Source organism: Egicoccus sp. AB-alg2, from assembly GCF_041821065.1.
In the GTDB taxonomy this organism is placed as follows: Bacteria; Actinomycetota; Nitriliruptoria; order Nitriliruptorales; family Nitriliruptoraceae; genus Egicoccus.
The window spans coordinates 319,707-341,363 of the sequence record NZ_JBGUAX010000001.1 but is presented as its reverse complement, the minus strand read 5'-3'; the positions used below and the strand labels follow the sequence as shown (position 1 = coordinate 341,363).

The window sequence follows — 21,657 nt, the reverse complement described above, 5'->3', positions numbered from 1 at the left end:
GCCGTGAGTTCGTCACCGAACGCCGACCGTCGCTCGCTGCTGCTGCTCGACGGCCACAGCCTCGCCTACCGGGCGTTCTACGCCCTGCCGGACACGCTGCGCACCCAGACCGGACAGCTGACCAACGCGGTCTACGGCTTCACCTCGATGCTGATCAAGATGCTGGCCGACCGCCGTCCCGACGCGATCGCGGTGGCGTTCGACAAGGGTCGCGACGTGGCGCGCACGAAGGCGTTCCCGGAGTACAAGGCCAACCGGGTCACGGCCCCCGACGAGTTCCGGCCGCAGGTCGACCTCATCAAGCAGGTACTGGGCGCCCTGCAGATCCCCATCATCGAGGTCCCCGGTGTCGAGGCGGACGACGTCCTGGCCACCATCGCCGAGAACGCCATCCAGGAGGGCTTCCACGCCTTCATCGTGACCGGCGACCGGGACTCGATGCAGCTGGTGGACGAGCACCTGACCGTGCTCTACACGCTGCGTGGCATCAGCGAGATGGCGGAGATGACCCCCGGCGCGGTCGAGGACCGCTACGGCGTGCCGCCGGCCAGCTACGTCGACGTGGCGGCGTTGCGTGGTGACAACTCCGACAACCTGCCCGGGGTGCCCGGGGTCGGGGACAAGACGGCCGCGAAGCTCGTCAACCAGTTCGGCGACATCGACGGCATCTACGCCCACATCGAGGAGATCTCGGGCAAGAAGGTGCCGGCGATGCTGGCCGAGCACGAACAGCAGGTGCGCACCAACCGGCGGATCATGCGTCTGCGGCGCGACGTCGCGTGCGAGTACGACCTCGCCGACCTGCGCTTCGGCCCGATCGACACCGCCGCCGTGCGGGAACTGTTCGGCTCGTTGGAGTTCCGGGCCCTGTACGACCGGTTCGTCGAGGAGGTGCTCGGCGAGCAGGAGGAGGCGTCGGCGGCCGCGTTCGAGCGCGCGCCCCAGCGGCTGGAGGCCGGCGGGCTCAAGGCCTGGCTCGACGGTGCCGCGCAGCCGCTGGCCGTCGTGCCGATCGTGACGGACCGCCCGCCGCACGTCACGCCGATCGCCCTGGCCGTGGCGGCGCCCGACCGTGACCCGGCCTCGGCACGCATGGACGACCTGGACACCGCCGACCTCGACGCCTTGGCCGCCGTGCTGGCCGACCCCACGCACGCCAAGGTGACGCACGACCTGAAGACCCTCGACCACGCGGCCCACGCCCGCGGCTGGACGGTGTCGGGCGTGACGCTCGACACGGAACTGGGCGCCTATCTGCTGAACCCGGAGCAGCGCACCTTCGACCTCGAGCGGCTCGCGCTGCAGTACCTGCAACGCACCATCGCCCCCGAGGAGGCCGAGGCCGACGGCGACCAGCTGAGCCTCGACGTCGGCGAGGAGGATCCCTGGGAGGAGCGCGCACTGCGGGCCGAGGCGACCTTCGAGCTCGCGAGCTACCTCGGGGCCCAGCTGCAGGAGCGTGGTCAGACGGAGCTCAACGAGACCATCGAACTGCCGCTCGCGCCCGTGCTGGCCCGGATGGAACGCGCCGGCGTGGCGATCGACCTGCACGTCCTGGACGAGATCCGCGAGCGGCTCGCGACCCGCGTCGACGAACTCGAGCGCGAGGTCCACGACCATGCCGGGCGGGCCTTCAACCTCGGCTCGGGCCCGCAACTGCAGGCGGTGCTGTTCGACGAGCTCGGGCTGCCGAAGACCCGGCGCATAAAGACCGGTTACTCGACCGACGCGCAGGCGCTGAAGAACCTCGCGGGGATGCACCCGATCGTCGACGCGCTGCAGGAGTGGCGCGAGACGTCGAAGCTGCTGACCACCTACGTGGACGCGCTGCCCCCGCTGGTCGATCCCGACTCGGGCCGTATCCACACGACGCTCTCGCAGACCATCGCGGCGACGGGCCGGCTGTCGTCCTCGAACCCGAACCTGCAGAACATCCCGGTGCGCCGCGAGGAGGGTCGCGAGATCCGCCGTGCGTTCGTGCCGGGCCCGGGCTTCGCGTCGCTGCTGGTGGCCGACTACTCCCAGATCGAGCTGCGGATCATGGCGCACCTGTCGGGCGACGAGGGCCTGCTGGACGCGTTCGCCTCCCGCGAGGACATCCACGCCACCACCGCTGCGAAGGTGTTCGACCTGCCGCTGGAACAGGTCGACGGGGCGCTGCGCGACCGGGCCAAGGCGGTCAACTACGGGCTGGCCTACGGCCTGACCCCGTTCGGGCTCGGCCAGCAGCTGGGCATCCCGCCGGACGAGGCGGTGGAGATCGTCGAGGCCTACATGGCCCGGTTCCCGAAGGTGCGGGCGTTCCTCGACGCGGCCGTCGACCAGGCCCGCCGCGACGGGTTCACCACGACGCTGTTCGGGCGCCGCCGCTATCTGCCCGACCTGTTGTCGGACAACCGCAACCGGCGGCAGATGGCCGAACGCATGGCCCTGAACGCGCCGATCCAGGGCGCCGCCGCGGACGTCATCAAGCTCGCGATGATCACGTTGCAGCGGGCGCTGGACCGCTCGGGACTGCGGACACAGCTGCTGCTACAGGTCCACGACGAGGTCGTGCTCGAGGTCCCCGAGGACGAGATGGACGCCGCCCGGCAGCTGGTGGTCGACGAACTGTGCGGGGTCGTCCGACTCGCGGTGCCGCTGGAGGTCGACACCGCCTTCGGCCCGACTTGGTTCGACGCCCAGAAGCACTGAGCGGCCGGTTCACAGCTGGCGGATGCGCGGCCGGTAGGTCGCGAACAGTGCCGCGTTGCGCTCGTCGCCACCTGGCGTGTTGGCGCTGGTCCACAGCGGCAGGCGGACGCCGGCCGCGGCAGCCCGGTCCGCGAGGCGGGCCAGCAGCAGGTTCCAGAGGTAGATCGAGGTCAGCGACGACAGCGCGGCGGTGCGTTGGTCGCCGGCCTCGTAGGCGGCGTCGCCGACGGGGGTGTTGGTGTCGATCAGGACGTCCGTGACCGTGTCGAGCTTGGCGTGTGCCCGCTGCGGGGCGGCTGCCAACTGCGGGCGTGAGGAGACGGCGACGACGTGGACGCCGGCGGCACGCAGGCCTTCGGCGAGCAGCACCGGGACGGGGTTCGCCCCCGAGTTCGAGTAGACGAACGCGATGTCGCCGGTCTGAGGGGCCGCGCGGTCGAGCAGCACCTGCGCGAGCCGGTCGCTGCGCTCGAGCACGGTGCTGGCCTGTCCGCCGGCCAGCGGGTCGAGGGCCGGATGCGTGATCGGATTCACGCAGGCGAGGCCGCCGGCGCGGTAGAAGGCCTCGAGCACCAGCGCGGTCGAGTGCCCGGTCCCCGTGACGTGGACCAGCCGGTCGGTCACGATCGCCGCGAGGAGGCGCTCCGCCACGCGGTCGAGGACGGCACCGTTGGCCTGCTCGACCGCCTCGAGGTGCTCGCGCATCCGGCTGCCGAATGCCGCCGCGTCAGCCACCGTCACCCACCTCCGCGTCAGCCACCGTCACCCACCTCCGCGAGGGCCGCCTGCAGCGCCTCGTCGTCCTCGGCCGCGCGCAGGCGGTCGGCGAGCCCGCCGAGCAGCGCCGTGGCCAACGCCGACAGCAGGCCGACGTGCTGGTCACGGTCGGGAGAGCCGAAGGCGAACACGAGGTCGACGGGGTCGTTGTCCTCGTGACCGAACGCGACCGGCTCGGTGAGGGTCGTGGCGGCCACGGCCAGGCGCAGCGCCCCGTCCTCGGGGCGGGCGTGCGCCAGCGCGATGCCCGGCGCGAGCACGATGTAGGGCCCGTGCTCCTCGACCATCTCGATGCAGCGCTGGGGGTAGTGCTCGCTCACGGCCTCGCGTTCGACCAATGGGTCGCAGGCGACGCGGATGGCGTCGCGCCACCCCCCGGCCGGGCGTCGGGCCCGGCCGACGAGCACCGCCTCCTCGAGCAGTTCACTCACGGCTGGGGCTCCAGCCACCCTTGCGCCTCGAATGCCTCGGTCAGCTGCTGCTGCAGCCCGTCCTTGTCCATGAAGTTCGAGATGCCGACCACGACCGGGGCACGCCCCTCGAACGCCTCCGTGTGCATGCCCTGCCCGATGATGACGTCCGCCTGCATGCCGCGGGCGCTCGACACGTCGGTGGCCTCGACCTTGGCGGGGACCTCCATGCGCTTCAGGACGTCCTCCGCGGTCATGCGCAGCATCAGGCTGGACCCCATGCCGACGCCGCAGACGGTCAGGACCTTCAGCGGGTCCGGTCGGCTCATCGTTCGCTCCTCTGGTCGCGGCGCGTCGCGCCGCTGCTACCGGTCGTGGGTGGCGCGGCGTCGGGTCGCGCGAAGGGTGCCTCGCCGGTCAGCGCCGCGTCGGACGTCGTCACCCGTCGCTTGAGCACCGTCATCCAGGCGGCGAACGCGACGACGATGATGCCGGCGACGACCCAGATGCCGGCTTCGCCGAGACCCTGGGTCAGGGAGCCCAGGCCGAGCAGCAGCCAGGTGATCACGTACCAGTCGGGATCGGCCAGGGTCGCGAGCTCGGGCGCGGTGTCGGACAGCAGCCCCCAGGTGACGGCCTGACCGACGGCGAGGAAGGTGCCGTTGATGGCCCCGCCCAGGACCGCACCACGCCAGCCCGCGACGGCGTTGCCGAACACGGCGGCAGCCGCACCCGGGAAGAACAGCATGATCATCGGCGGGACGAGCACGAACCAGCCGGCGGCCGCGAAGATCCCCATGAAGACGAGGAAGACGATGGTGCTCGACACGAAGCCCAGCATCACCGCCGTCGGCGCGAAGGGGAAGACCGTCGGGGCGTCGAGTGCCGGTCGTGACGCCGGGATCAGCCGCTCGGAGATGCCCTTGAAGGCCGGGACGATCTCGGCCAGGAACATCCGCACGCCGAAGAGCAGGATCGCGATGCCGGCAGCGAACCGCAGCGAGGCGATCAGCGTCCACATCCAGGGATTGATGTCCTCGTTGTAGGTGGTCGCCTGCTCGGCCAGCACGGTCGGGTCCGCGAATGCGGCGGCCAGCAGGAGGATGACGGCGATGACGAGCGCGGTGCTGACGTTGACGTCCTTGAAGAAGGACAGCTGCTTCGGCAGCCGCAGCTGCTCGGTGTCGTGCCGCTCGCGGTCACCCAGGAACCGCCCGAAGGTGCCGGCCATCCACGCCGCGAGGCTGGACGTGTGCCCGAACCCCCAGTCGTCGCTCTTGATGACCCGACGCATCAGCGGCGCCAGTGCGAGGGGCTGGATCGTCCAGTAGGCGGCCACGACGATGGAGCCGACCGCCACCAGCGTCCACTGGCCGACGTCGCCGAAGACCTGCACCAGCGACGCCGCCACGACCACGGAGATCCAGAACAACAGGTGGCCGGTCAGGTACACGTACCGCGTGCCGAGGACCCGCACCACGATCAGGTGCAGCAGGAACCCCAGTGCGATGATCAGCGCGACGCTGCCACCGTGCTGGCCGAGGAAGTCGGCGAGCGTGTTCGTCGCCGTCGGCGGCTCGAGGCCCACCGCGCTGGCGACGATCGTCTGGAAGGCGACCAGGCCCTCGACGAACACGTCGACGCCGATGAACAGGACGATGACACCGATGGCCGCCCGCAGCGAGCCGGCCACGGTGTCCTCGATGGGGGCCCGCTGCAGCAGCAGGCCGACCATCGTGATGAGACCGATGAGGATCGCGACCTCGCTGAAGATGTTGGTCGCGAGGAACTCGAGGACGTTGGTGAACGCGTCCACCTGCCAACCCTCCCGCGACGGCGGGCCCACCCCCGGCCGTCCGCCGCTGACCGTACTGCGCGAGAGCGCGGCCCACTACGGGCCGGACCAGTGTCCGAATGCGCGATCCGACGCCGGGGGTTCGTCTGCCCGACCGCGTCCCAACGAGGCCACGACCCGCGCCCGACCATCGCCACCCGTGATGCCCGCCCCAACCGCAGTCGAGGACCGTACGGCTGTGGCCCCAGGTCACGGATACGAGGTGCGGTGACCCACGGGTCCGGCAGCGGAGCCTTCCGGTGACGTGGAGGGACTCGGCCTTCTACGCTCGGCCGTGCCGAGACGGGGGAGTGCCGTGACGTTTCTCGAGCAACTGGCCGAGGCGCTGCCGGACGGTGCGCTGGTCACCGATCCGGACATCGTGGAGGGCTACCGCTACGACCGCACCGACTGGGTGCAGCCCGGACAGCCCGTCGGGGTGGCGTTCGCCACGACGACCGAGCACGTGGCTGCGGCCGTGAAGGTGGCCGCCGCGCACCGGGTGCCGATCGTCCCTCGGGGTGCCGGCTCCAGCCTGTGCGGCGGCGCGTCCGCCATCGACGGCGCCCTCGTCCTGTGCCTCGAGCGCATGGACCGCATCCTCGACATCGACCCCGTGGACCAGATGGCGGTCGTCGAGCCAGGGGTGATCAACGCCGACCTGTCGACCGCGGTCGGCGACCAGGGCCTGTTCTACCCGCCCGATCCCGCGAGCCAGACGTTCTGCTCGATCGGTGGGAACGTCGCGACGAACGCCGGCGGGTTGTGCTGCGTGAAGTACGGCGTGACCCGCGACTACGTGCTCGGCCTCGAGGTGGTGTTGGCCGACGGCACCGTGATCGAGACCGGACGCCGCACCATCAAGGGCGTGGCCGGCTACGACCTGACCCAACTGCTGGTCGGGTCCGAGGGGACGCTGGGCATCGTCACGCGGGTCCGGGTGCGGTTGCGGCCTGCGCCGTCCGGTGCCAGCACGATGGTGGCGTTCTTCCCGACCGCGGCCGCCGCGGGCGACGCCGTCGCCGCGATCGCCCGCTCGGGGTTGCAGCTGTCGTTGCTGGAGATCATGGACCGTGCCACCGTCGGGGTCGTAGACGACTGGAAGCACATGGGGCTCGATCGCGACGCCGCCGCGCTGCTGCTGGCGCAGTCGGACAGCCCCGAGCCGCTCCGGGCCGAGGAGGTCGAGCGCGCCGCGACGTTGTGCGACCAGGCGGGTGCCAGCTACACGGCCTTCACCAGCGACCCGGCCGAGGCCGAGGCGCTGCTGCAGGCCCGGCGGCTGGCCGGGCCGGCCATCGAACGCCTCGGCGAGGCGATCTGGGACGACGTCGGCGTGCCGCGCTCACGCGTACCGGAGCTGATCGCCCGCATCGAGGAGGTCGCCGAGCGTCGCGAGGTGCGCGTGTTCACCTTCGGGCACGCCGGCGACGGCAACCTCCATCCGCTCTTCTCCGTGCCACGCGGGGACGAGGACGCCCGGGCTCGGACGCTCGAGGCCTTCGACGAGGTCGTGGAGATCGCCCTCGAGCTCGGCGGCACCATCACCGGCGAGCACGGCGTCGGCCGCATCAAGCGCAAGTTCCTCGCCGCCGAGGTGGGCACCGCGAACCTCGAGGTCCAGCGCACCATCAAGCGGGCGCTGGACCCGGCAGGAATCCTCAACCCCGGCCGCGCGCTCTGACGCGGCTCAGAGCAGGCCGTACTCCCTGGCCCGCTCGATCGCCCAGGCGAGGAACCAGAAGAAGAGCCCCAACGTGACCGGCACGGCCACGAACGACCAGCGCCGGCGGCGACGTCGCGCGCCGTGCAGCGTGACCGGTGCCTCGTCGTCGCCCGTGCCCGGCATCGCTGCCCCTGACCGTCGGCTACTCGCGCGGCTCGGCCGCGACGCGCAGCGTGACCCGCTGGCCGTCCTGCACCTGCCGGCCGGGGGCCGGCTCCGTGCGGTAGACGAGGTCTGGCTCCATCTCCGTGGTACGCACGAGGCCCGTGCTGACCGTGAAGCCGGCCTCCTCCAGTTGCGCGACGGCGTCGTCGACCGGCATGCCGACGACGTCCGGCATGGTCTGCTGGTCGCCGGCCTCCTCGGCCTGCGAGCCCGCCGGCTCCTCGTCGTCGCCCGTGGGCTCGGCGCCGGTCGTGCCGCCACCGCCGCATCCGACCGCGAGCACCGCTGCGCACAGCAGTGCCGACCACCGCGTCCTGGCTCCCGTCACGTTCGCCGCCCTCACCCTCGTCCCGTGGTGCGGAAGGCTAGGTCGTCCGGACGGACGGTGTCCGCATTCATCGGCCACAGGGCGCAGGCCGCGCTCGTGGGCGCAGCGGTGGTGGTGTCCGGCTACCGGGTTGCCAGGTGCGCCGGTCGCGAGCAGCGCCATGTCCAGCAGGCGCTCGGCCGCGGCGGTGGCGCGACGGACCGGTTCGACGGCGTCGACGGACACCGACGGGACCTCGGCCCGCGCGGACGCACGACGACCGGCTCAGTGGTCGGCCGCCACGGGTGCGCGGGTCTCGGGCCGTCCGGGTGGCGCCGGGGGCGGGCCGGGCGCGGGCGCCTCCTCGCCGCCCTGGTCGAGCCGGAAGGGCGGGTAGACGTCCGTCATGAGGGCCGCGTAGACGATCACGCGGTGGATCCAGCGCTGCAGGCCCACGACCAGGTCGAACAGCGGCCGCGGGTAGGCACCGCGCACGAGCAGGACGACGACCGCGATCAGCACCAGCAGGCCGACGAGGCCGCCGCCGATCGTGATGTCGTCGCCGTCGGGCGTGGTGCCGAGCGACCACGTCGCGGCGCCGGTCAGCACGGCCAGCACCAGGTAGTGGGGCAGCACGAGGAGCCACCACTTCACCAGCACGAGTCCTCGGGAGAGCCGTTCCGGATAGGCGAGCTCCAGGTCGGCCGGGTAGTCGGTCGGCTCGAGCGTGAAGGGCGGGTAGCGGTCGGTCGACAGCAGACCGAACGCGTAGGCCGTGACCCGCCAACTCCAGCGCAGGACCCCGACGTTGAACGTGAAGATGGGCCGGGGGTAGCGACCCGTGAAGAGGATCGCGAGACCGGCCACGAAGGTCAGCACCACGAAGGCCAGCCACAGGAACAGCAGCAGGAACACGTGCGGCAGGGCAAGCAGCCACTTCACCAGCCACTGCCACCGGCTGAGGGCGGGATCGAGTTCGGCCCACAGCCGCAGGGGATGGCGGCCGGGTCCCGTGGCGCGCTCACCACCAGCGGCCGGGCCGCCGGGGCCGCTGCCCGCGCCAGCGGGGCTGCTGCCCGCGCCAGCCGGGCTGCTGCCCGAGCCACCGGAGCCGACGGCCGCGTCGTCGGGCGCCGCCGGTCGCCAGGCGCTCCCACCGGCCGCCGCGACGGTCGGCCGGCCGGGCGCCTGGGGTCCGCCGGGCGCGGCGGGTCCGGCCCCCGCCACACCGAGGCCGATCAACACGGAACCGAGCACCAGGACGGCCAGGCCGGTGGCGATCAACGTCCAGCCCGTCGGCCCCAGCACGTCGGTGCGCACGGCACCCTGGGCCTCGACGGCGACGGGTGCGGACGCGTCCGCGTTCATCACCGCGATGCCCCAGCGGCCGGACTCGGGCGTCCAGGTGAGTTCCACCGACCCGCTGCCCCGCTCGCTGGCCACCCAGATGTCCTGGGCGGCCGGCGCCGCCGGCGGACCATCACCGGGCACCTCGCGCGTCGTCGCGCGCGGGGCGTCCAGCGAGACGATCTCGTCGTGCCGCACCCCGTCGAGGTACGCGTCGAGGTCGCTGGTCCGGGCGATGCCGACGAAGACCTCGTCTCCGGCCGGTGCGTCGACGGCGACCCGGGTCTCGAGGGGCGTGAGCAAGGGAATCGCGTCGACCGCGCCTTCCGGTTCGAGGAATTCCACGTCCTCCGCCGTCAGGGCGTAGCCGTCGGAGCTGATCTCGAAGCGGGAACTGGTGAACCAACCGTCCGCGTCGCGTTGGGTGTTGTGGGCCCAGAGGAGCGCGGCGCCCCCGGCGATCGTGCCGAGTCCGATCAGCGCCAGCACGCTGCCGAGCACCACGAAGAAGGCGTCCCGTGGTCGCATGTCACTCACCTCGCGATTCCCCGTCGAAAGCAGTCGAGAGCACCGTCGGGAGGGTCACCACCCATGCTCCGTGCCGCCCTCCGGCCGCAAAGAGGCCTTGGTCCCTGCCGCAGCCGCCGGCGGTACCGGAGGATCGGCGACGAGCGAGGCGGTTCGTGCATGCGACGTCGATCGTCGGTCAGACCCTGCGCCGGTGGTCCGGCATGACCGACTACGCCCACGTCGGTCCGCTCGGCGAGGTCACCTGCGTCCGCGGCGAGGTGTTCGTCGTGTCCGGCCCGGACGGGGACGTCCGGCGAGGCGGGGACCAGGGCTTCTTCCTGCGCGACACCCGGATGCTGGACCGCCTGGAGCTACGCATCGATGGTGAGCGTCCACGACCCCTCGCGGGTCGCGCCGTGGACGCGTCGCGTGCCGTCTTCCACGCCTACGTCGCCCCCTCGGCCGACCACGCCGTCGACCCGAGCCTGTTGGTGACCCGGCACCGGATCGTCGACGGCTCGCTGCGCGAGGAGTACGTCCTGGAGAACCGGGGACGGCAGCCCGTGACGGTGCGGCTGGAGCTCCGGGTCGGCAACGACTTCGCCTACATCTTCGACGTCAAGCACGGCCGGACCCTGCCGCCGGTGACGTCACGGGCGATGGCTGGCCACCTGCTGCTCGAGCAGGGCGACGGCGTGGGACAGACGGTGATCCGGGGCAGCGACGGTGTCGAGCCGTTCGACGACGGCCTGTGCTGGCGCGTGCACCTCGCCCCGGGGGCCGAGGTGCGCCACCACCTCGACGTCGAGGTGACCGACGTCTACGGGACCGAGCGGCCCCGCGGCACCCCGGGCGACGCGATGGGGCGACCGCCTACTCGTCCGGGTCCGCCCGAGGTGCACTTCTCCTGCTCGGAAGGCCGCATGACGCGTCTGGTGCGGCGGGGGCTGCAGGACCTGGCCTCTCTGCGGCTGCGCGATCCACGCGCCCCGGAGGACCGGTTCACCGCGGCCGGCAGTCCCTGGTACCTGACCCTGTTCGGTCGTGACGCGCTCTGGACGGCGTGGATGTCCCTGCCCACCGGGCTGGACGTCGCCGCCGGCACGCTGCGGACCCTCGCCCGGCGGCAGGGTCGCCGACTGGACGCGGACACCGAGGAAGCGCCCGGCAAGATCCTGCACGAGATCCGGCGCGGGAGCCTCGCCCACCGCGGTGACCTGCCGCCCAACTACTACGGGACGATCGACGCGACGCCACTGTTCGTCGTCCTGTTGCACGAGGCGTGGCGCTGGGGGATGCCCGAGGACGAGGTCGCCGACCTGCTGCCGAACCTCGAAGCCGCGCTCGAGTGGATGCGCGCCTTCGGTGATCCCGACGGCGACGGGCTGCTCGAGTACGCACAGCAGGGCGAGCGGGGCCTGGCGAACCAGGGCTGGAAGGACAGCCACGACGGCGTGCAGTACGCCGACGGTCGTCTCCCCGACCCGCCGATCGCGTTGGTGGAGGTGCAGGCCTACGCCTACGACGCCGCCCGGCGCGGCGCCGAACTGCTCGACCGGTTCGGCCGCCCCGGGGCCGCTTCCTGGCATGCCTACGCGACGGCGTTGCGACGCCGTTTCCACGAGACGTACTGGCTCGAGGACGATGAGGGGCCCTACCTGGCGATCGCGCTCGACGGGCACGGACGGCCCGTCGACGGCCCCGCCAGCAACATGGGGCACGTCCTGGCCTCGGGGCTGCTGGACGTGCCGCAGGCGGCCGCGATCGCCAGGCGCCTGGCATCCCCGACGCTGAACAACGGCTGGGGCCTGCGCACGCTCGCCACCACCGCCGCGGGCTACAACCCCGTCTCGTACCACGCCGGCTCGGTCTGGCCACACGACACCGCCCTCGCGATCTGGGGCTGCGCGGTCACGGGACAACGGGACGCCGCCGTGGCGCTGATGAAGGGACTGGTGTCCGCCGCCCCTTACTTCCGCTATCGCCTGCCGGAGCTGTTCGCCGGGGTGCCGCGTGCCGCCGGGGACTTCCCCGTCCCGTACCCGGCCGCCTGCCGCCCGCAGGCGTGGTCGGCGGCGGCGGGGCTGCTCATGCTGCGCGCCTGTCTGCGGCCCCGGGCGGAGGTGCCCGACGGCCGCCTGACGCTGGCGCCGCTGTGGCCGCCGCCGTTCCGGCGGCTGGTGCTGCGTCACGTCCCGATCGCCGGTGGCTGGGTCGACGTCAGCGTCGACGCCGACCGCGGCGTCGACCACGAGGTGCGCGGCACCGACCTGCGCATCCACTGGGACCGCGACACCGCGGACGTGCCGACCTTCTAGGCCCGACCGCCCGATCGCCCGTGCTACCGGAAGACCGCGCGGCGGTCGCCGTTGGGCCGCCGGCCTCTCGATGTCGCCTCACCGGATCCCCACGGCAGCAGGTGGACGTCCTCCCGACCGGGAGCGTGCGCCCCCGGCGGGCGCCCGTCCGCCACGACCCGCTCGTAGACCCGCAGGTAGCCCGCGACCAGGTCGGGTACGTCGAAGTGGTCGAGTGCGTGCTGCCGGCAGGCGACCGGGTCGAGTTCGACGGCCTGGGTCGCGGCGACACACAGCCCGTCGAGGTCACCGGGGGCGACCAGGAAGCCGCTGCGGCCGTCGGCGACGACCTCGGGCACGGCGCCGTTCGCGAAGGCGACCACGGGCGTGCCGCAGGCGTTCGCCTCCAGGGGCACGAGTCCGAAGGGCTCGGGCCACCGGATCGGGAAGAGCACGGCCTGGGCGCCCGCCAGCAGCGCGAGCTTCTGGCGCGGATGGCGGATCTCCACGAGTTCGACGTCGGCCGACGCCAGCCGCGGCACCAGCACCTCGCGGAAGTACCGGTGCTCGTCGGGCTCGTTGACCTTGACGGCCATCCGCAGGCGTCGCCCGAGTCGGCGTGCCACCTCGATGGCCAGGTCGGGCCCCTTGTCCGGCGAGGCCCGACCGATGAAGACGAGGTGGTCGCCCTTCGTGCGCACGAACGGATGCGCCTGCACGTCGACCGCGTTGTGGACCACGGCGGCGACGTCGACGTCGGCGGGACGACGCGTGGCCTGGTCGTCGCTGATGGCCACGAGGGCCACCCTCCCGGCCAGAGCGGCATAGAAGGTCGCGTTGTCGTCGGTCCAGGCGCCGTGGAGGGTGTGCACCACCGGCGGCCCCTCGCCGACGGCGGCCAGCGCCGCCCCGGTGACGGTGTGGTCGTGGACGACGTCGAACTCGCGCCGGTGCAGGTGGCCCCGCAGACCGTGCGCGAGCTCGACCACCGGGTCACCCAGCTTCGTGCTCGGCGGCGCCTCGAACGTCCGCCACAGCCGGGCACGGGTGTGCGAGCCGCCGGCCGCGAGCAGGGTCACCTGGTGGCCCGCCGCCACGAGCCCCTCCGTCAGCAACGAGACGACCTGCTCCGTGCCGCCGTAGCCGCTCGGTGGCACCGCGAACCACGGCGGCGCGATCTGCAGGATGCGCATCGGTGCTCTCCCGTCGGTCGGTGAGGGGACGGTCACCCGGGCCCGGGCGCCACGGCCAGGGGCGAAGGTCCCGGCCCCGCGGCGCGATCGGCGGGGTCGGGAACGAGCAGCGTCGGCATGCGGCGATCGGCCAAGGCCGAACGCACCACCGCGGCCCGCCCGGGCGCCAGGCTGCGCGACCAGCCCAGCAGCAACAGCTCCGCGCCGACGTCCTCGGCGCAGCGGCGCAGGCTGTCCCACGTCGCGCCCCGCGCCAGCTCCAGCCGGTGCTCGGGCCGCAGGTGTCGCGCCCGGAACTCCTGCTGCCAGGCCGCGACCTCGTGGCAGGCCTCGTCGAGGAAGGGTGGCGTGTGGGCGGGGTCGAACACGTGCAGGGCGATCAGGTCGACACCTGCGTCCGTGAATCGGTCGGTGAGGGCCTGGCAGCGTCGGGTCGTCTCCACGCGGCCGTCGAGTGGTAGCAGTACCCGGCGCACCGGACCCTGGAGGCCGAGCCGCGCCCGCGGCGGGACCACCAGCAGCGGCGTCGTGGTGCGCCGGGCGAGTTCGGGCGCCAGCCGTGGGGACGTCGAAACGGCACCGACATGGTCCTCGCCTCCGACCACGGCCAACGCCACGTCCGGGTCCGCGATCGCCGCGAGCACACCGGCCACCGGGTCGCCGGCGAGTGGCGCGACGGGGAAGCCCAACCGTGCGGCCAGAGCGGCCTCGACGTCGGGCGACGAGGCCGGCGGGGCATGGACCCCAGCGAGGCGAGTGCCCAGCACCGGAGCCACCGCGCGGGCGGCGCGGACGGTCGCGGTCCGGCCGGGTCCGTCGTCCACGACCACGAGCGTGCGGGTCATGACATCACCTCCTCGTGATGCGCCAGGTGCCGGCCTGCCAGCGGAAGCCCGTGGTCCCGGGGTCCGTGACGTGCCGGCGTCCGCCGAGGCGGATGCGCAGGGGATGGGGCGTGGTGATGGCCAGCCGGCGATGGCCGGCACGCAGCTCGACCGGCAGTCCACGATGGCGCAGGTGAACGACGACCGCGTCCCAGTCCGCGGGCAACCGCGGCGTGACCGCAAGGGTCCCGTCGCTCTCCGGCCACACGCCGAGGAAGCCGTGCACGAGGGCCTGCCAGACGCTGCCGGCGGTGGCGAGGTGCAGGCCGCCGGCGGTCGTGCCGGTGAGGTCGTCGAGGTCGATGCGGGCGCTCAACCGCAGCCACGCCAGCGCCTCGTCCGGCCGACCGGCGCGCGCCAGCAGGGCCGCGTGCACGCCGGGGGACAGGGAGCTGCCATGGGCGGTGCGCGGCAGGTAGTGGTCGAGATCCGCCTCCAGCGATCCCGGCGGTGCCTCGCGCCGCAGCAGGTGGTGACGCATGAGGACGTCCGCCTGCTTGACGACCTGGGAGGTCCGCACGCGGTCGTGGCCGAGCAGGACGTCGGCCGCCACCGGGACGTCGGCGAGCTCGGTGATCACGAGCGGCTCGAGCCGGTCGTAGCCGTCGAACTGTTCGTGGCGTCCGGTGGCCGGGTCGTAGCCGTCGACGAGTTCGAGGGCCGCCCGCCGCCAGGCGACGGCTTCGCGGACGAGGCCCGGGACGTCGCCGGCGCCGATCGCCGCGGCGGCGCGCCGCAGGTTCCAGCGCACCATCGCGTTCGTGAAGGCGTTGTCGTCGACCGGCCAGTGGTACTCGTCGGGCCCCATGACGGCGCGCAGGTGCAGCCGACCGTCCTCGCCGCGCGTGAGCCGTGTACGCCAGTAGCGGGCCGTCTCCAGCCACAGTCGCCGCCCGGCTCCGCGCTCGAACGCGCGGTCGCCGGTCCATTCGACGAAGTGTGCGGCGGCCCAGGCCACGTCGGCGGTGACGTGCTCCTGGTACTGCCCGGTCCGGATCTCCACCGGCCGACCGGCGAAGTCGATCGCCGCGGTCGGTGCCACCTCGTCGCCGGTGTCGGCCGACTCCCACGGGAACCGGGCGCCGGCGTGGCCGGTGGCGGCCGCGAGGGCCCGCGCAGCCGGCAGGCGCGCCAGCCGGTAGGCGAGCATCGCACGGGCGGCCGGGGGATGGGTCGCGGCCAGGAACGGCAAGACGAAGACGTCGGCGTCCCAGAAGACGTGCCCGCGGTAGGCGCGCCCGGTCATGCCGCGCGCGCCGACCGCGGCCTCGCCACGATCCGCCACCGACGCCATGAGGTGGAACAGCCCGAAGCGCACGGCCTGCTGCAGGGCGGGCTCGTCCTCGATGACGACGTCGGCATGGCGCCACCGCTCCGCCCAGCGCGCCCGGTGCTCCTCGAGCAGTTCCTCGAAGTCGAGGTCGGCCGTGGTCTGGAGCTGGCGCCGACCGGCGTCGGGATCCGGCGGCGGATCCTCACCGCGGCTGAGGACGACGCGGCGCTCGACCACCCGCCGGTCGCCGTCCTCCGTCGTCTCGGTTCGGCCGGCGGCGCCGATCCAACCGGCGGTCCCACGTGTCAGCGCCCATGACCCCCAGTCGAGCTGGTGGATACGTCCCTCTGGCGTGTCCGGCGGCAGGCGCAGGGTGGTCCCGGCGTCCAGTGCGGAGCTCGGACCCTCGGCACGCAACAGGCACAGCCCCGGCCGGGCGAGGCTGACCAGTCGCAGGCAACGTACGCCGGCGCCGGCGTCGGTCTCGCGGAGCAGCAGCCCGGCCCGCAGGTCGAGGGTCCGGCGCGTCGTGCGGGCCTCGGCGCCGGGCAGGACGAGGCGCGTCCACCATGGGCCGGGCAGCAGGGTGGGGGTCGCGTCCAGGCCCGCCCCGGTGCCGGCGGTGAAGATGCCGGCGGTCACCACCAGGGGGTCGGCACCGTCGTCCGCGTCCTCCAGCGCGCCGCGGGTGCCGAAGCGGCCGTCGGCGAGGGTGCACAGCGCCTCCTCGACCCGTTCCAGCACGTCGTCGGTGCCCGTGACCACGATGGTCCAGCTCGGATCGCGATCCACGTCCGGTACCCGTCGCAGGCGTCGCAGCTCGAGCTGGGCGCGTACCGCCTCGTCGATGCCGTCGGCGCCACCCGGCAACCGCCGGACCGAGGGCGACAGCCCGGGCAGGCGCCCGACGGCGCCGACCAGCCCGGGCCCGATGCCCTGGTCGGCGAGGTGTGCCAGTTCCGCGCTCACCGTGACGCGGTCGACCGGCGGGAGGGTCCCGGACGGGCCGGCCTCGTCGGGACGTCCGAACCACCGGACCCGGACCCCCGCCCGAGCGAGCTCGCGCAGCAGGTCCTCCGACGGCGCGGTGACCTCGCCTTCCGGCCAGCGCACGAGCAGGGCCGTGAGCCACGGCACGGTGCGGCCGGGAGTGATGACGCTCATCGCGTGACCTTGCAGCGGTCCGGACCAGCGTGCGTCACCCGGGTGTCGGGCGGCAGAGGAAAGCGGCCCCGAGGGGCGGGACGTCCCGGTGGCCCGCGACCCACACCGCCGGGGCGTTCGCCCCTGGGTGCCGGCGGGGGCGTGGGCGGACGATCGTGAGGCGCGCTCCGGCGCTGCGCCGGAACGAGACCATCCATGGGCGAGCACGGGCGGGTCGAGGTGCCGGCAGCGCCGCGGCCGCAGACCGGGCTGACCGCGGCCGAGGCGGCGGCGCGACACCGGCGTGACGGGCCGAACCGGCTCCCGGCGCCGCTGCCGGTACCGGCGTGGCGCCAGCTGCTGCGCCAGATGGTCAGCTTCTTCGCCGTCCTGTTGTGGGTCGCGGCCGGGCTGGCGGTCGTCGCGGGAACGCCACAGCTCGGGATCGCCATCGCGGTGGTCGTCGTGGTCAACGCCGGGTTCGCGTTCGTGCAGGAGCACCGCGCCGAGCGATCCGCCGCACGGCTGCGCGAGCTGTTGCCGCGCCGGACGACCGTCGTGCGCGACGGTGTGCGGGTCGAGGTCGACGCCGAGGAACTGGTGGTCGACGACCGGGTCGTGCTCGCGACCGGCGACCGCGTCAGCGCCGACCTGTTGCTGCGCACCTCGCACGGCCTCGGCATCGACACCTCGACCCTGACGGGGGAGAGCGTGCCGGTGTCCCCGGAAGCGGGCGCGGAGCTGTACGCCGGCACGTTCGTGGTCGAGGGGGAGGGGGAGGCGGACGTGGCGGCCATCGGCGCCGCCACCCGACTCGCCGGCATCGCACAGCTCGCGCAGGCCGCCCCGCGACGGCGGAGCCCCCTGGCCGCCCAGCTCCGGCAGGTGGTGCGCACGATCTCGCTGGTGGCCATCGGCGTCGGCACGTCGTTCTTCGCGTTGATGCTCCTGCTGGGCACACCGGCGAGCGAGGGCTTCGTGTTCGCGGTCGGTGTCACGGTCGCGCTGGTGCCCGAGGGGTTGCTGCCGACCGTGACGCTGTCGCTCGCGATCGCGGCCCAGCGCATGGCGGAGCGCCAGGCGCTGGTCCGCCACCTCGAGGCGGTGGAGACCCTCGGCTCGACCACGTTCATCTGCACCGACAAGACCGGCACGCTCACGCGCAACGAGATGTCCGTGGTGCGGGTCTGGACGCCGGCCGGCGGGGTCCGCGTCGAGGGGACCGGCTACGAGCCCACGGCGCGGGTGCTGAGCGACGCCCCGAGCGCGTGGGACGCGTTGCGGCGGCTCGCGCTCGCGGCGGTCCGCTGCTCCACCGGCCGTGTCGTGTTCGTCGACGGACGGTGGGCGGCGCAGGGCGACCCGATGGAGGCGGCCCTCGACGTCCTCGCGCGTCGCGTCGACGTCAAGGTCGCGGACGACACGGCGCAGCACCCGGAGGTGGTGCGACGGCCCTTCGACCCGCGCCGGCGGCGCATGTCGGTCGTGACCCGGGACGAGGTGTACGTCAAGGGCGCACCGGACAGCGTGCTGCCACGCTGCCGCGAGGTGAACGGCGCTCCCGGCGAGCTGGAGACGATGGCACGCCGGGGGCTGCGGGTGCTGGCGGTCGCGGCCCGGCCGGCCGTCCCCGCCGACGTCGACTGCGACGCCGACGCGCTCGAGCGCGACCTCGAGCTGCTCGGGCTCGTCGGCATCGAGGATCCGCCACGGCCGCACGTCCACGAGGCGCTGCGTGCCTGCCGCGAAGCCGGCGTGCGCGTCGCCATGATCACCGGCGACCACCCGGCCACCGCGCGCGCCATCGCCGAGGAGGTCGGGCTGACCGTCGCCGACGCGCCGGTGCTGACCGGCGACGAGCTGCCCGCCGACGAGGGTGCGCTCGGCCGGCTGCTGGACCGCGACGGGGTCGTCGTCAGCCGGGTGTCGCCGGAGGACAAGCTGCGCATCGCCCGCGCGCTGCAGACGCGCGGCCACGTCGTCGCGATGACCGGTGACGGCGTCAACGACGGCCCGGCCCTGCAGGCGGCCGACATCGGCATCGCGATGGGTCGCAGCGGCACGGACGTCGCCCGCGACGCGGCGGACCTCGTGCTCCTCGACGACGACTTCGCGACGATCGTGGTCGCGATCGCCTTCGGGCGCGGCACGTTCGGCAACCTGCGCCGGTTCCTGACCTACCACCTCACCGACAACGTCGCGGAGCTGACGCCGTTCGTCCTGTGGGCGCTGTCGGGCGGGCGTTTCCCGCTGGCGTTGGGTGTCCTGCAGATCCTCGCCCTCGACATCGGCACCGACACGTTCTCGGCCGTCGCCCTGGGCGCCGAGCGGCCGTCCGACACCGTGCTGCGCCGTCCGCCGACCGCCGGCCGGCTCCTGGATCGGCGGACCGCGTGGCGGGCCTTCGGGGTGCTGGGTCCGACGGAGGCCTTCCTGGCCATCGCCGCGTTCGTGGTCTCGTTCCTCGCCGCGGGTTGGCGTCCGGGCGCCGCCTTCCCGGCGTCGGCGCTGGCGGCGGCCTCGGGCGCGGCGTTCCTCGCCGTCGTCGTCGGGCAGGGCGCCAACGCGTTCGCCTGCCGCAGCACGCGCCGCCCCGGCTGGGTCGCGTGGCGGACGAACCGGCTGTTGCTGGTGGCGGTGCCGTTCGCCCTCGTCCTCGGGCTGCTCTCACTGCTGGTGCGGCCGGTCGCCGACGTGCTCGGGCAGGCGTCCCCGCCACCGGCCGGGTGGCTGGTGGCGGCTGCCGCGGGCCCGGCCGTCCTGCTGGTCGACGCGGTGGAGAAGCGCTGGCGGCGGCGGGCGGCGCGTCAGACGGCGCCCTCGCTGCCCTCGTAGTCGAAGCCACCGAGCGGGTCGTCCCGTTTCGGCAGCATCTCGATCTCGGGCAGCAGTTCCTCGCGGAAGGTCTCGTACTGCGCGTGCAGCAGACGCAGCGGCTCGTCGGCGTCGTCGATGCGCAGGTCCCACAACGGGTAGTCCTCACGCCCCAGCACGACCAGGGTCGCCGAGCGGTGCCCCTTCGTGTCCCCGCCCTGGTCCTCGCCCGCGTCGATGGCGGCCAGCAGTCGGTCCACCAGCGGCTCGTCGTCGCGGGCCAGGAACGTCTCGACCGCCGCGTCGAGCACCTCGGGACCGGCGAGGCGGTTGCCCTGGGCGGCGAAGTGCGGGCCGGTCCGGTGGCCCTTCCAGTCCTCGGGCAGCGAGCCGGTGTGGCTGGCCGAGCGGCCCTCGAGGTCGACCAGGCCGAACTGGCGCCCCTCCCGGCCGGGGTCGCCCTCGACCAGGCGGGCCAGGGCCTCGTCGGCGGGGACGCCCTCGGCGAGCAGACGCAGGCCGTCGAAGGCGAGGTACGGGTTCATCATGGCCTGCGAGGCGGCGGCGCCCAGCCGGGGGCGGGCGTGCGCGACCAGCTTGCCGACGCCCGGCATGGCCGTGAGGGCGACGACGCCGACCTCACCGGAACGCGGGTCGGTCGCGACGAGCGAGAAGGTCATGCAGCGTGCCTCTGGTGATGGGCCCACGAGGATGGTCGCCGGCGTGGCACCGGGGGCCGGCGGGCACGGTCGCCGGGCCGTGTCCCCACCGGTTCCAACGGGACGACAACGCGCCAAGATGCGCGCATGTCCGGTCTGTCCGCCGACGGTTACGTCCTCGCCCGCGAGTTCTTCCAGCGCGGCGTCGGGCTGGTGTTCGTGCTGGCGTTCGTAGCGGTCGTCCACCAGTGGCGGCCGCTGTTGGGCGACGGCGGGCTGACGCCCGCACGCCGCTTCCTGGCCCGCGTCTCGTGGCGGAGCGCGCCGAGCCTGTTCCACTGGCGCTACTCGGACCGTTTCGCGGTCGCGCTGGCGTGGGTCGGACTGGCGCTGGCCGTCGCGGTGGTCCTCGGCTTCCCGCAACGCGCCGGGACGCTGGCGACGATGGGGACGTTCCTGCTGCTGTGGGGCCTGTACCTGTCCTACGTCAACGTCGGACAGATCTGGTACGCCTTCGGGTGGGAGTCGATCCTGCTCGAGGCCGGCTTCCTGGCCGCCTTCCTCGGTGGCCACGACAGCGCCGTGCCCTGGCTCGCGCTGCTGCTGGTGCGATGGCTGCTGTTCCGCGTGGAGTTCGGCGCGGGTCTCATCAAGTGGCGCGGCGACCCGTGCTGGCGTGCCCTGACCTGCCTCGACCACCACCACGAGACCCAACCGATCCCGAGCGTGTTCAGCTGGTGGTTCCACCATCTGCCGGGCCGTCTGCACAAGGTGGAGGTGGCCGCCAACCACGTGACCCAGCTCGTGCTGCCGTTCCTGCTCTTCCTCCCGCAGCCGCTGGCCGGCGTGGCGGCCGTCGCCGTGCTGGTCACCCAGGGATGGCTGGTCTTCAGCGGCAACTTCGCCTGGCTCAACCTCGTGACCATGGTGCTCGCCCTGACGGCGCTGCCCGACGCCTGGGTCGGCGGTGCGGACGGCCCCCTGGGTGGGCTGGCGCCGGCGGTGCCGGCCGCCGTCCCGGCGTGGTTCGCAGTCGCCGTGGGCGCCCTCTTCGCGGCCCAGGTCGCGATGAGCTGGTGGCCGGTGCAGAACCTGCTGTCGCGGCGGCAGCGGATGAACGCCTCCTTCAACCCGCTGCATCTCGTCGGCACCTATGGCGCCTTCGGCAGCATCACCCGCGACCGTTTCGAGATCGTGCTGGAGGGCACCCGGGACCCCCGGCCCGACCAGGACAGCGACTGGCGGGCCTACGAGTTCCGCGCCAAGCCCACCGACCCCGCCCGGCGGCCGCGGCAGATCGCCCCCTACCACCTGCGGCTCGACTGGCTGCTGTGGTTCGCCGCGATGACCCCGTCACCGACCCACCAGCACCCGTGGTTCGCGGCCCTGCTCCGCCAGCTGCTCGCCGGCGAACCGGCGGTGCGACGACTGCTGCGCCACGATCCCTTCGACGGCGAGGCCCCGACCGCACTGCGCGCACGGCGCTACCGCTACCGCTTCACCACCCGCGACGAGCGGCGCGCCACCGGCGACTGGTGGCACCGGACGCCGGCAGGGGAGTACACGGGCATCGTGGTCCGGTGAGGACGCCGCGTCACACCCCGCCCGTAGCGTGGGGAGGTTC

16 protein-coding genes are annotated in these 21,657 nt (G+C 73.5%); 5 read left to right on the top strand and 11 right to left on the bottom strand.

Annotated elements, in window-relative coordinates:
• The first annotated feature begins 3 nt into the window (after positions 1 to 3).
• Positions 4 to 2,694, top strand: coding sequence for a DNA polymerase I (gene polA, locus ACERM0_RS01605; protein ID WP_373676742.1), 2,691 nt, complete (start codon positions 4 to 6; stop codon positions 2,692 to 2,694).
• A gap of 9 nt (positions 2,695 to 2,703) precedes the next feature.
• On the opposite strand, the gene ACERM0_RS01600 is transcribed toward polA, so the two are convergent.
• Genes ACERM0_RS01600 through ACERM0_RS01585 form a run of 4 tightly spaced genes read right to left on the bottom strand, consistent with a single transcriptional unit; the run spans position 2,704 to position 5,697 of the window.
• Positions 2,704 to 3,429: a sugar isomerase domain-containing protein gene (locus tag ACERM0_RS01600; RefSeq protein WP_373676741.1), complete on the bottom strand. Its 726-nt coding sequence runs from the start codon at positions 3,427 to 3,429 to the stop codon at positions 2,704 to 2,706.
• Between the two features lie 17 nt (positions 3,430 to 3,446).
• Positions 3,447 to 3,902, bottom strand: a complete 456-nt coding sequence (locus ACERM0_RS01595) for a PTS sugar transporter subunit IIA (RefSeq protein ID WP_373676740.1) — start codon at positions 3,900 to 3,902, stop codon at positions 3,447 to 3,449.
• On the bottom strand, positions 3,899 to 4,210 hold the full coding sequence (locus ACERM0_RS01590) for a PTS sugar transporter subunit IIB (RefSeq protein WP_373676739.1): 312 nt from the start codon (positions 4,208 to 4,210) through the stop codon (positions 3,899 to 3,901). The genes ACERM0_RS01595 and ACERM0_RS01590 overlap by 4 nt, the downstream gene beginning before the upstream one ends.
• A complete protein-coding gene (locus tag ACERM0_RS01585; protein WP_373676738.1) occupies positions 4,207 to 5,697 on the bottom strand; it encodes a PTS ascorbate transporter subunit IIC in 1,491 nt (496 codons plus the stop codon). The genes ACERM0_RS01590 and ACERM0_RS01585 overlap by 4 nt, the downstream gene beginning before the upstream one ends.
• A 334-nt stretch (positions 5,698 to 6,031) precedes the next feature.
• Here ACERM0_RS01585 and ACERM0_RS01580 point away from each other — a divergent pair, with 334 nt between their 5' ends.
• Positions 6,032 to 7,399, top strand: coding sequence for an FAD-binding oxidoreductase (locus ACERM0_RS01580; protein ID WP_373676737.1), 1,368 nt, complete (start codon positions 6,032 to 6,034; stop codon positions 7,397 to 7,399).
• Between the two features lie 6 nt (positions 7,400 to 7,405).
• Here ACERM0_RS01580 and ACERM0_RS01575 read toward each other — a convergent pair whose 3' ends face one another.
• The 3 genes from ACERM0_RS01575 to ACERM0_RS01565 form a co-directional block, all read right to left on the bottom strand.
• Positions 7,406 to 7,564 carry a hypothetical protein gene (locus ACERM0_RS01575; protein ID WP_373676736.1) on the bottom strand — a complete coding sequence of 53 codons (159 nt, stop codon included), beginning with the start codon at positions 7,562 to 7,564 and terminating at the stop codon, positions 7,406 to 7,408.
• A gap of 19 nt (positions 7,565 to 7,583) precedes the next feature.
• The gene (locus ACERM0_RS01570; RefSeq protein WP_373676735.1) at positions 7,584 to 7,934 is read right to left on the bottom strand and encodes a PASTA domain-containing protein; all 351 of its coding nucleotides are present in this window, start codon (positions 7,932 to 7,934) and stop codon (positions 7,584 to 7,586) included.
• Positions 7,935 to 8,198: 264 nt separating this feature from the next.
• Complete coding sequence (locus ACERM0_RS01565) at positions 8,199 to 9,788, bottom strand: DUF4389 domain-containing protein (RefSeq protein WP_373676734.1); 1,590 nt, start codon at positions 9,786 to 9,788, stop codon at positions 8,199 to 8,201.
• 155 nt (positions 9,789 to 9,943) lie between these two features.
• Between ACERM0_RS01565 and ACERM0_RS01560 the strand changes: the two genes are divergently transcribed.
• Complete coding sequence (locus tag ACERM0_RS01560) at positions 9,944 to 12,088, top strand: glycogen debranching N-terminal domain-containing protein (protein ID WP_373676733.1); 2,145 nt, start codon at positions 9,944 to 9,946, stop codon at positions 12,086 to 12,088.
• Positions 12,089 to 12,111: 23 nt separating this feature from the next.
• Here the strand turns inward: ACERM0_RS01560 and ACERM0_RS01555 are convergent, their stop codons facing one another.
• The 3 genes from ACERM0_RS01555 to ACERM0_RS01545 are packed head-to-tail and all read right to left on the bottom strand — an operon-like array spanning position 12,112 to position 16,581.
• Positions 12,112 to 13,260, bottom strand: coding sequence for a glycosyltransferase family 4 protein (locus ACERM0_RS01555; protein ID WP_373676732.1), 1,149 nt, complete (start codon positions 13,258 to 13,260; stop codon positions 12,112 to 12,114).
• Positions 13,261 to 13,292: 32 nt separating this feature from the next.
• Complete coding sequence (locus ACERM0_RS01550) at positions 13,293 to 14,105, bottom strand: universal stress protein (protein WP_373676731.1); 813 nt, start codon at positions 14,103 to 14,105, stop codon at positions 13,293 to 13,295.
• Between the two features lie 4 nt (positions 14,106 to 14,109).
• The gene (locus ACERM0_RS01545) at positions 14,110 to 16,581 is read right to left on the bottom strand and encodes a glycosyl hydrolase family 65 protein (protein WP_373676729.1); all 2,472 of its coding nucleotides are present in this window, start codon (positions 16,579 to 16,581) and stop codon (positions 14,110 to 14,112) included.
• A 195-nt stretch (positions 16,582 to 16,776) separates the two neighbouring features.
• On the opposite strand from ACERM0_RS01545, the gene ACERM0_RS01540 reads away from it, so the two are divergent.
• Entirely contained in the window at positions 16,777 to 19,395 is a 2,619-nt protein-coding gene (locus ACERM0_RS01540) for a cation-translocating P-type ATPase (protein ID WP_373676728.1), read from the top strand.
• Here ACERM0_RS01540 and ACERM0_RS01535 read toward each other — a convergent pair.
• Positions 19,368 to 20,054 (bottom strand): DUF1028 domain-containing protein, encoded by a 687-nt coding sequence (locus ACERM0_RS01535; RefSeq protein WP_373676727.1) that lies wholly within the window; start codon positions 20,052 to 20,054, stop codon positions 19,368 to 19,370. The two genes, ACERM0_RS01540 and ACERM0_RS01535, sit on opposite strands and share 28 nt — an antisense overlap.
• A gap of 126 nt (positions 20,055 to 20,180) precedes the next feature.
• Between ACERM0_RS01535 and ACERM0_RS01530 the strand changes: the two genes are divergently transcribed.
• Complete coding sequence (locus ACERM0_RS01530; protein ID WP_373676726.1) at positions 20,181 to 21,617, top strand: lipase maturation factor family protein; 1,437 nt, start codon at positions 20,181 to 20,183, stop codon at positions 21,615 to 21,617.
• Positions 21,618 to 21,657: the final 40 nt, after the last annotated feature.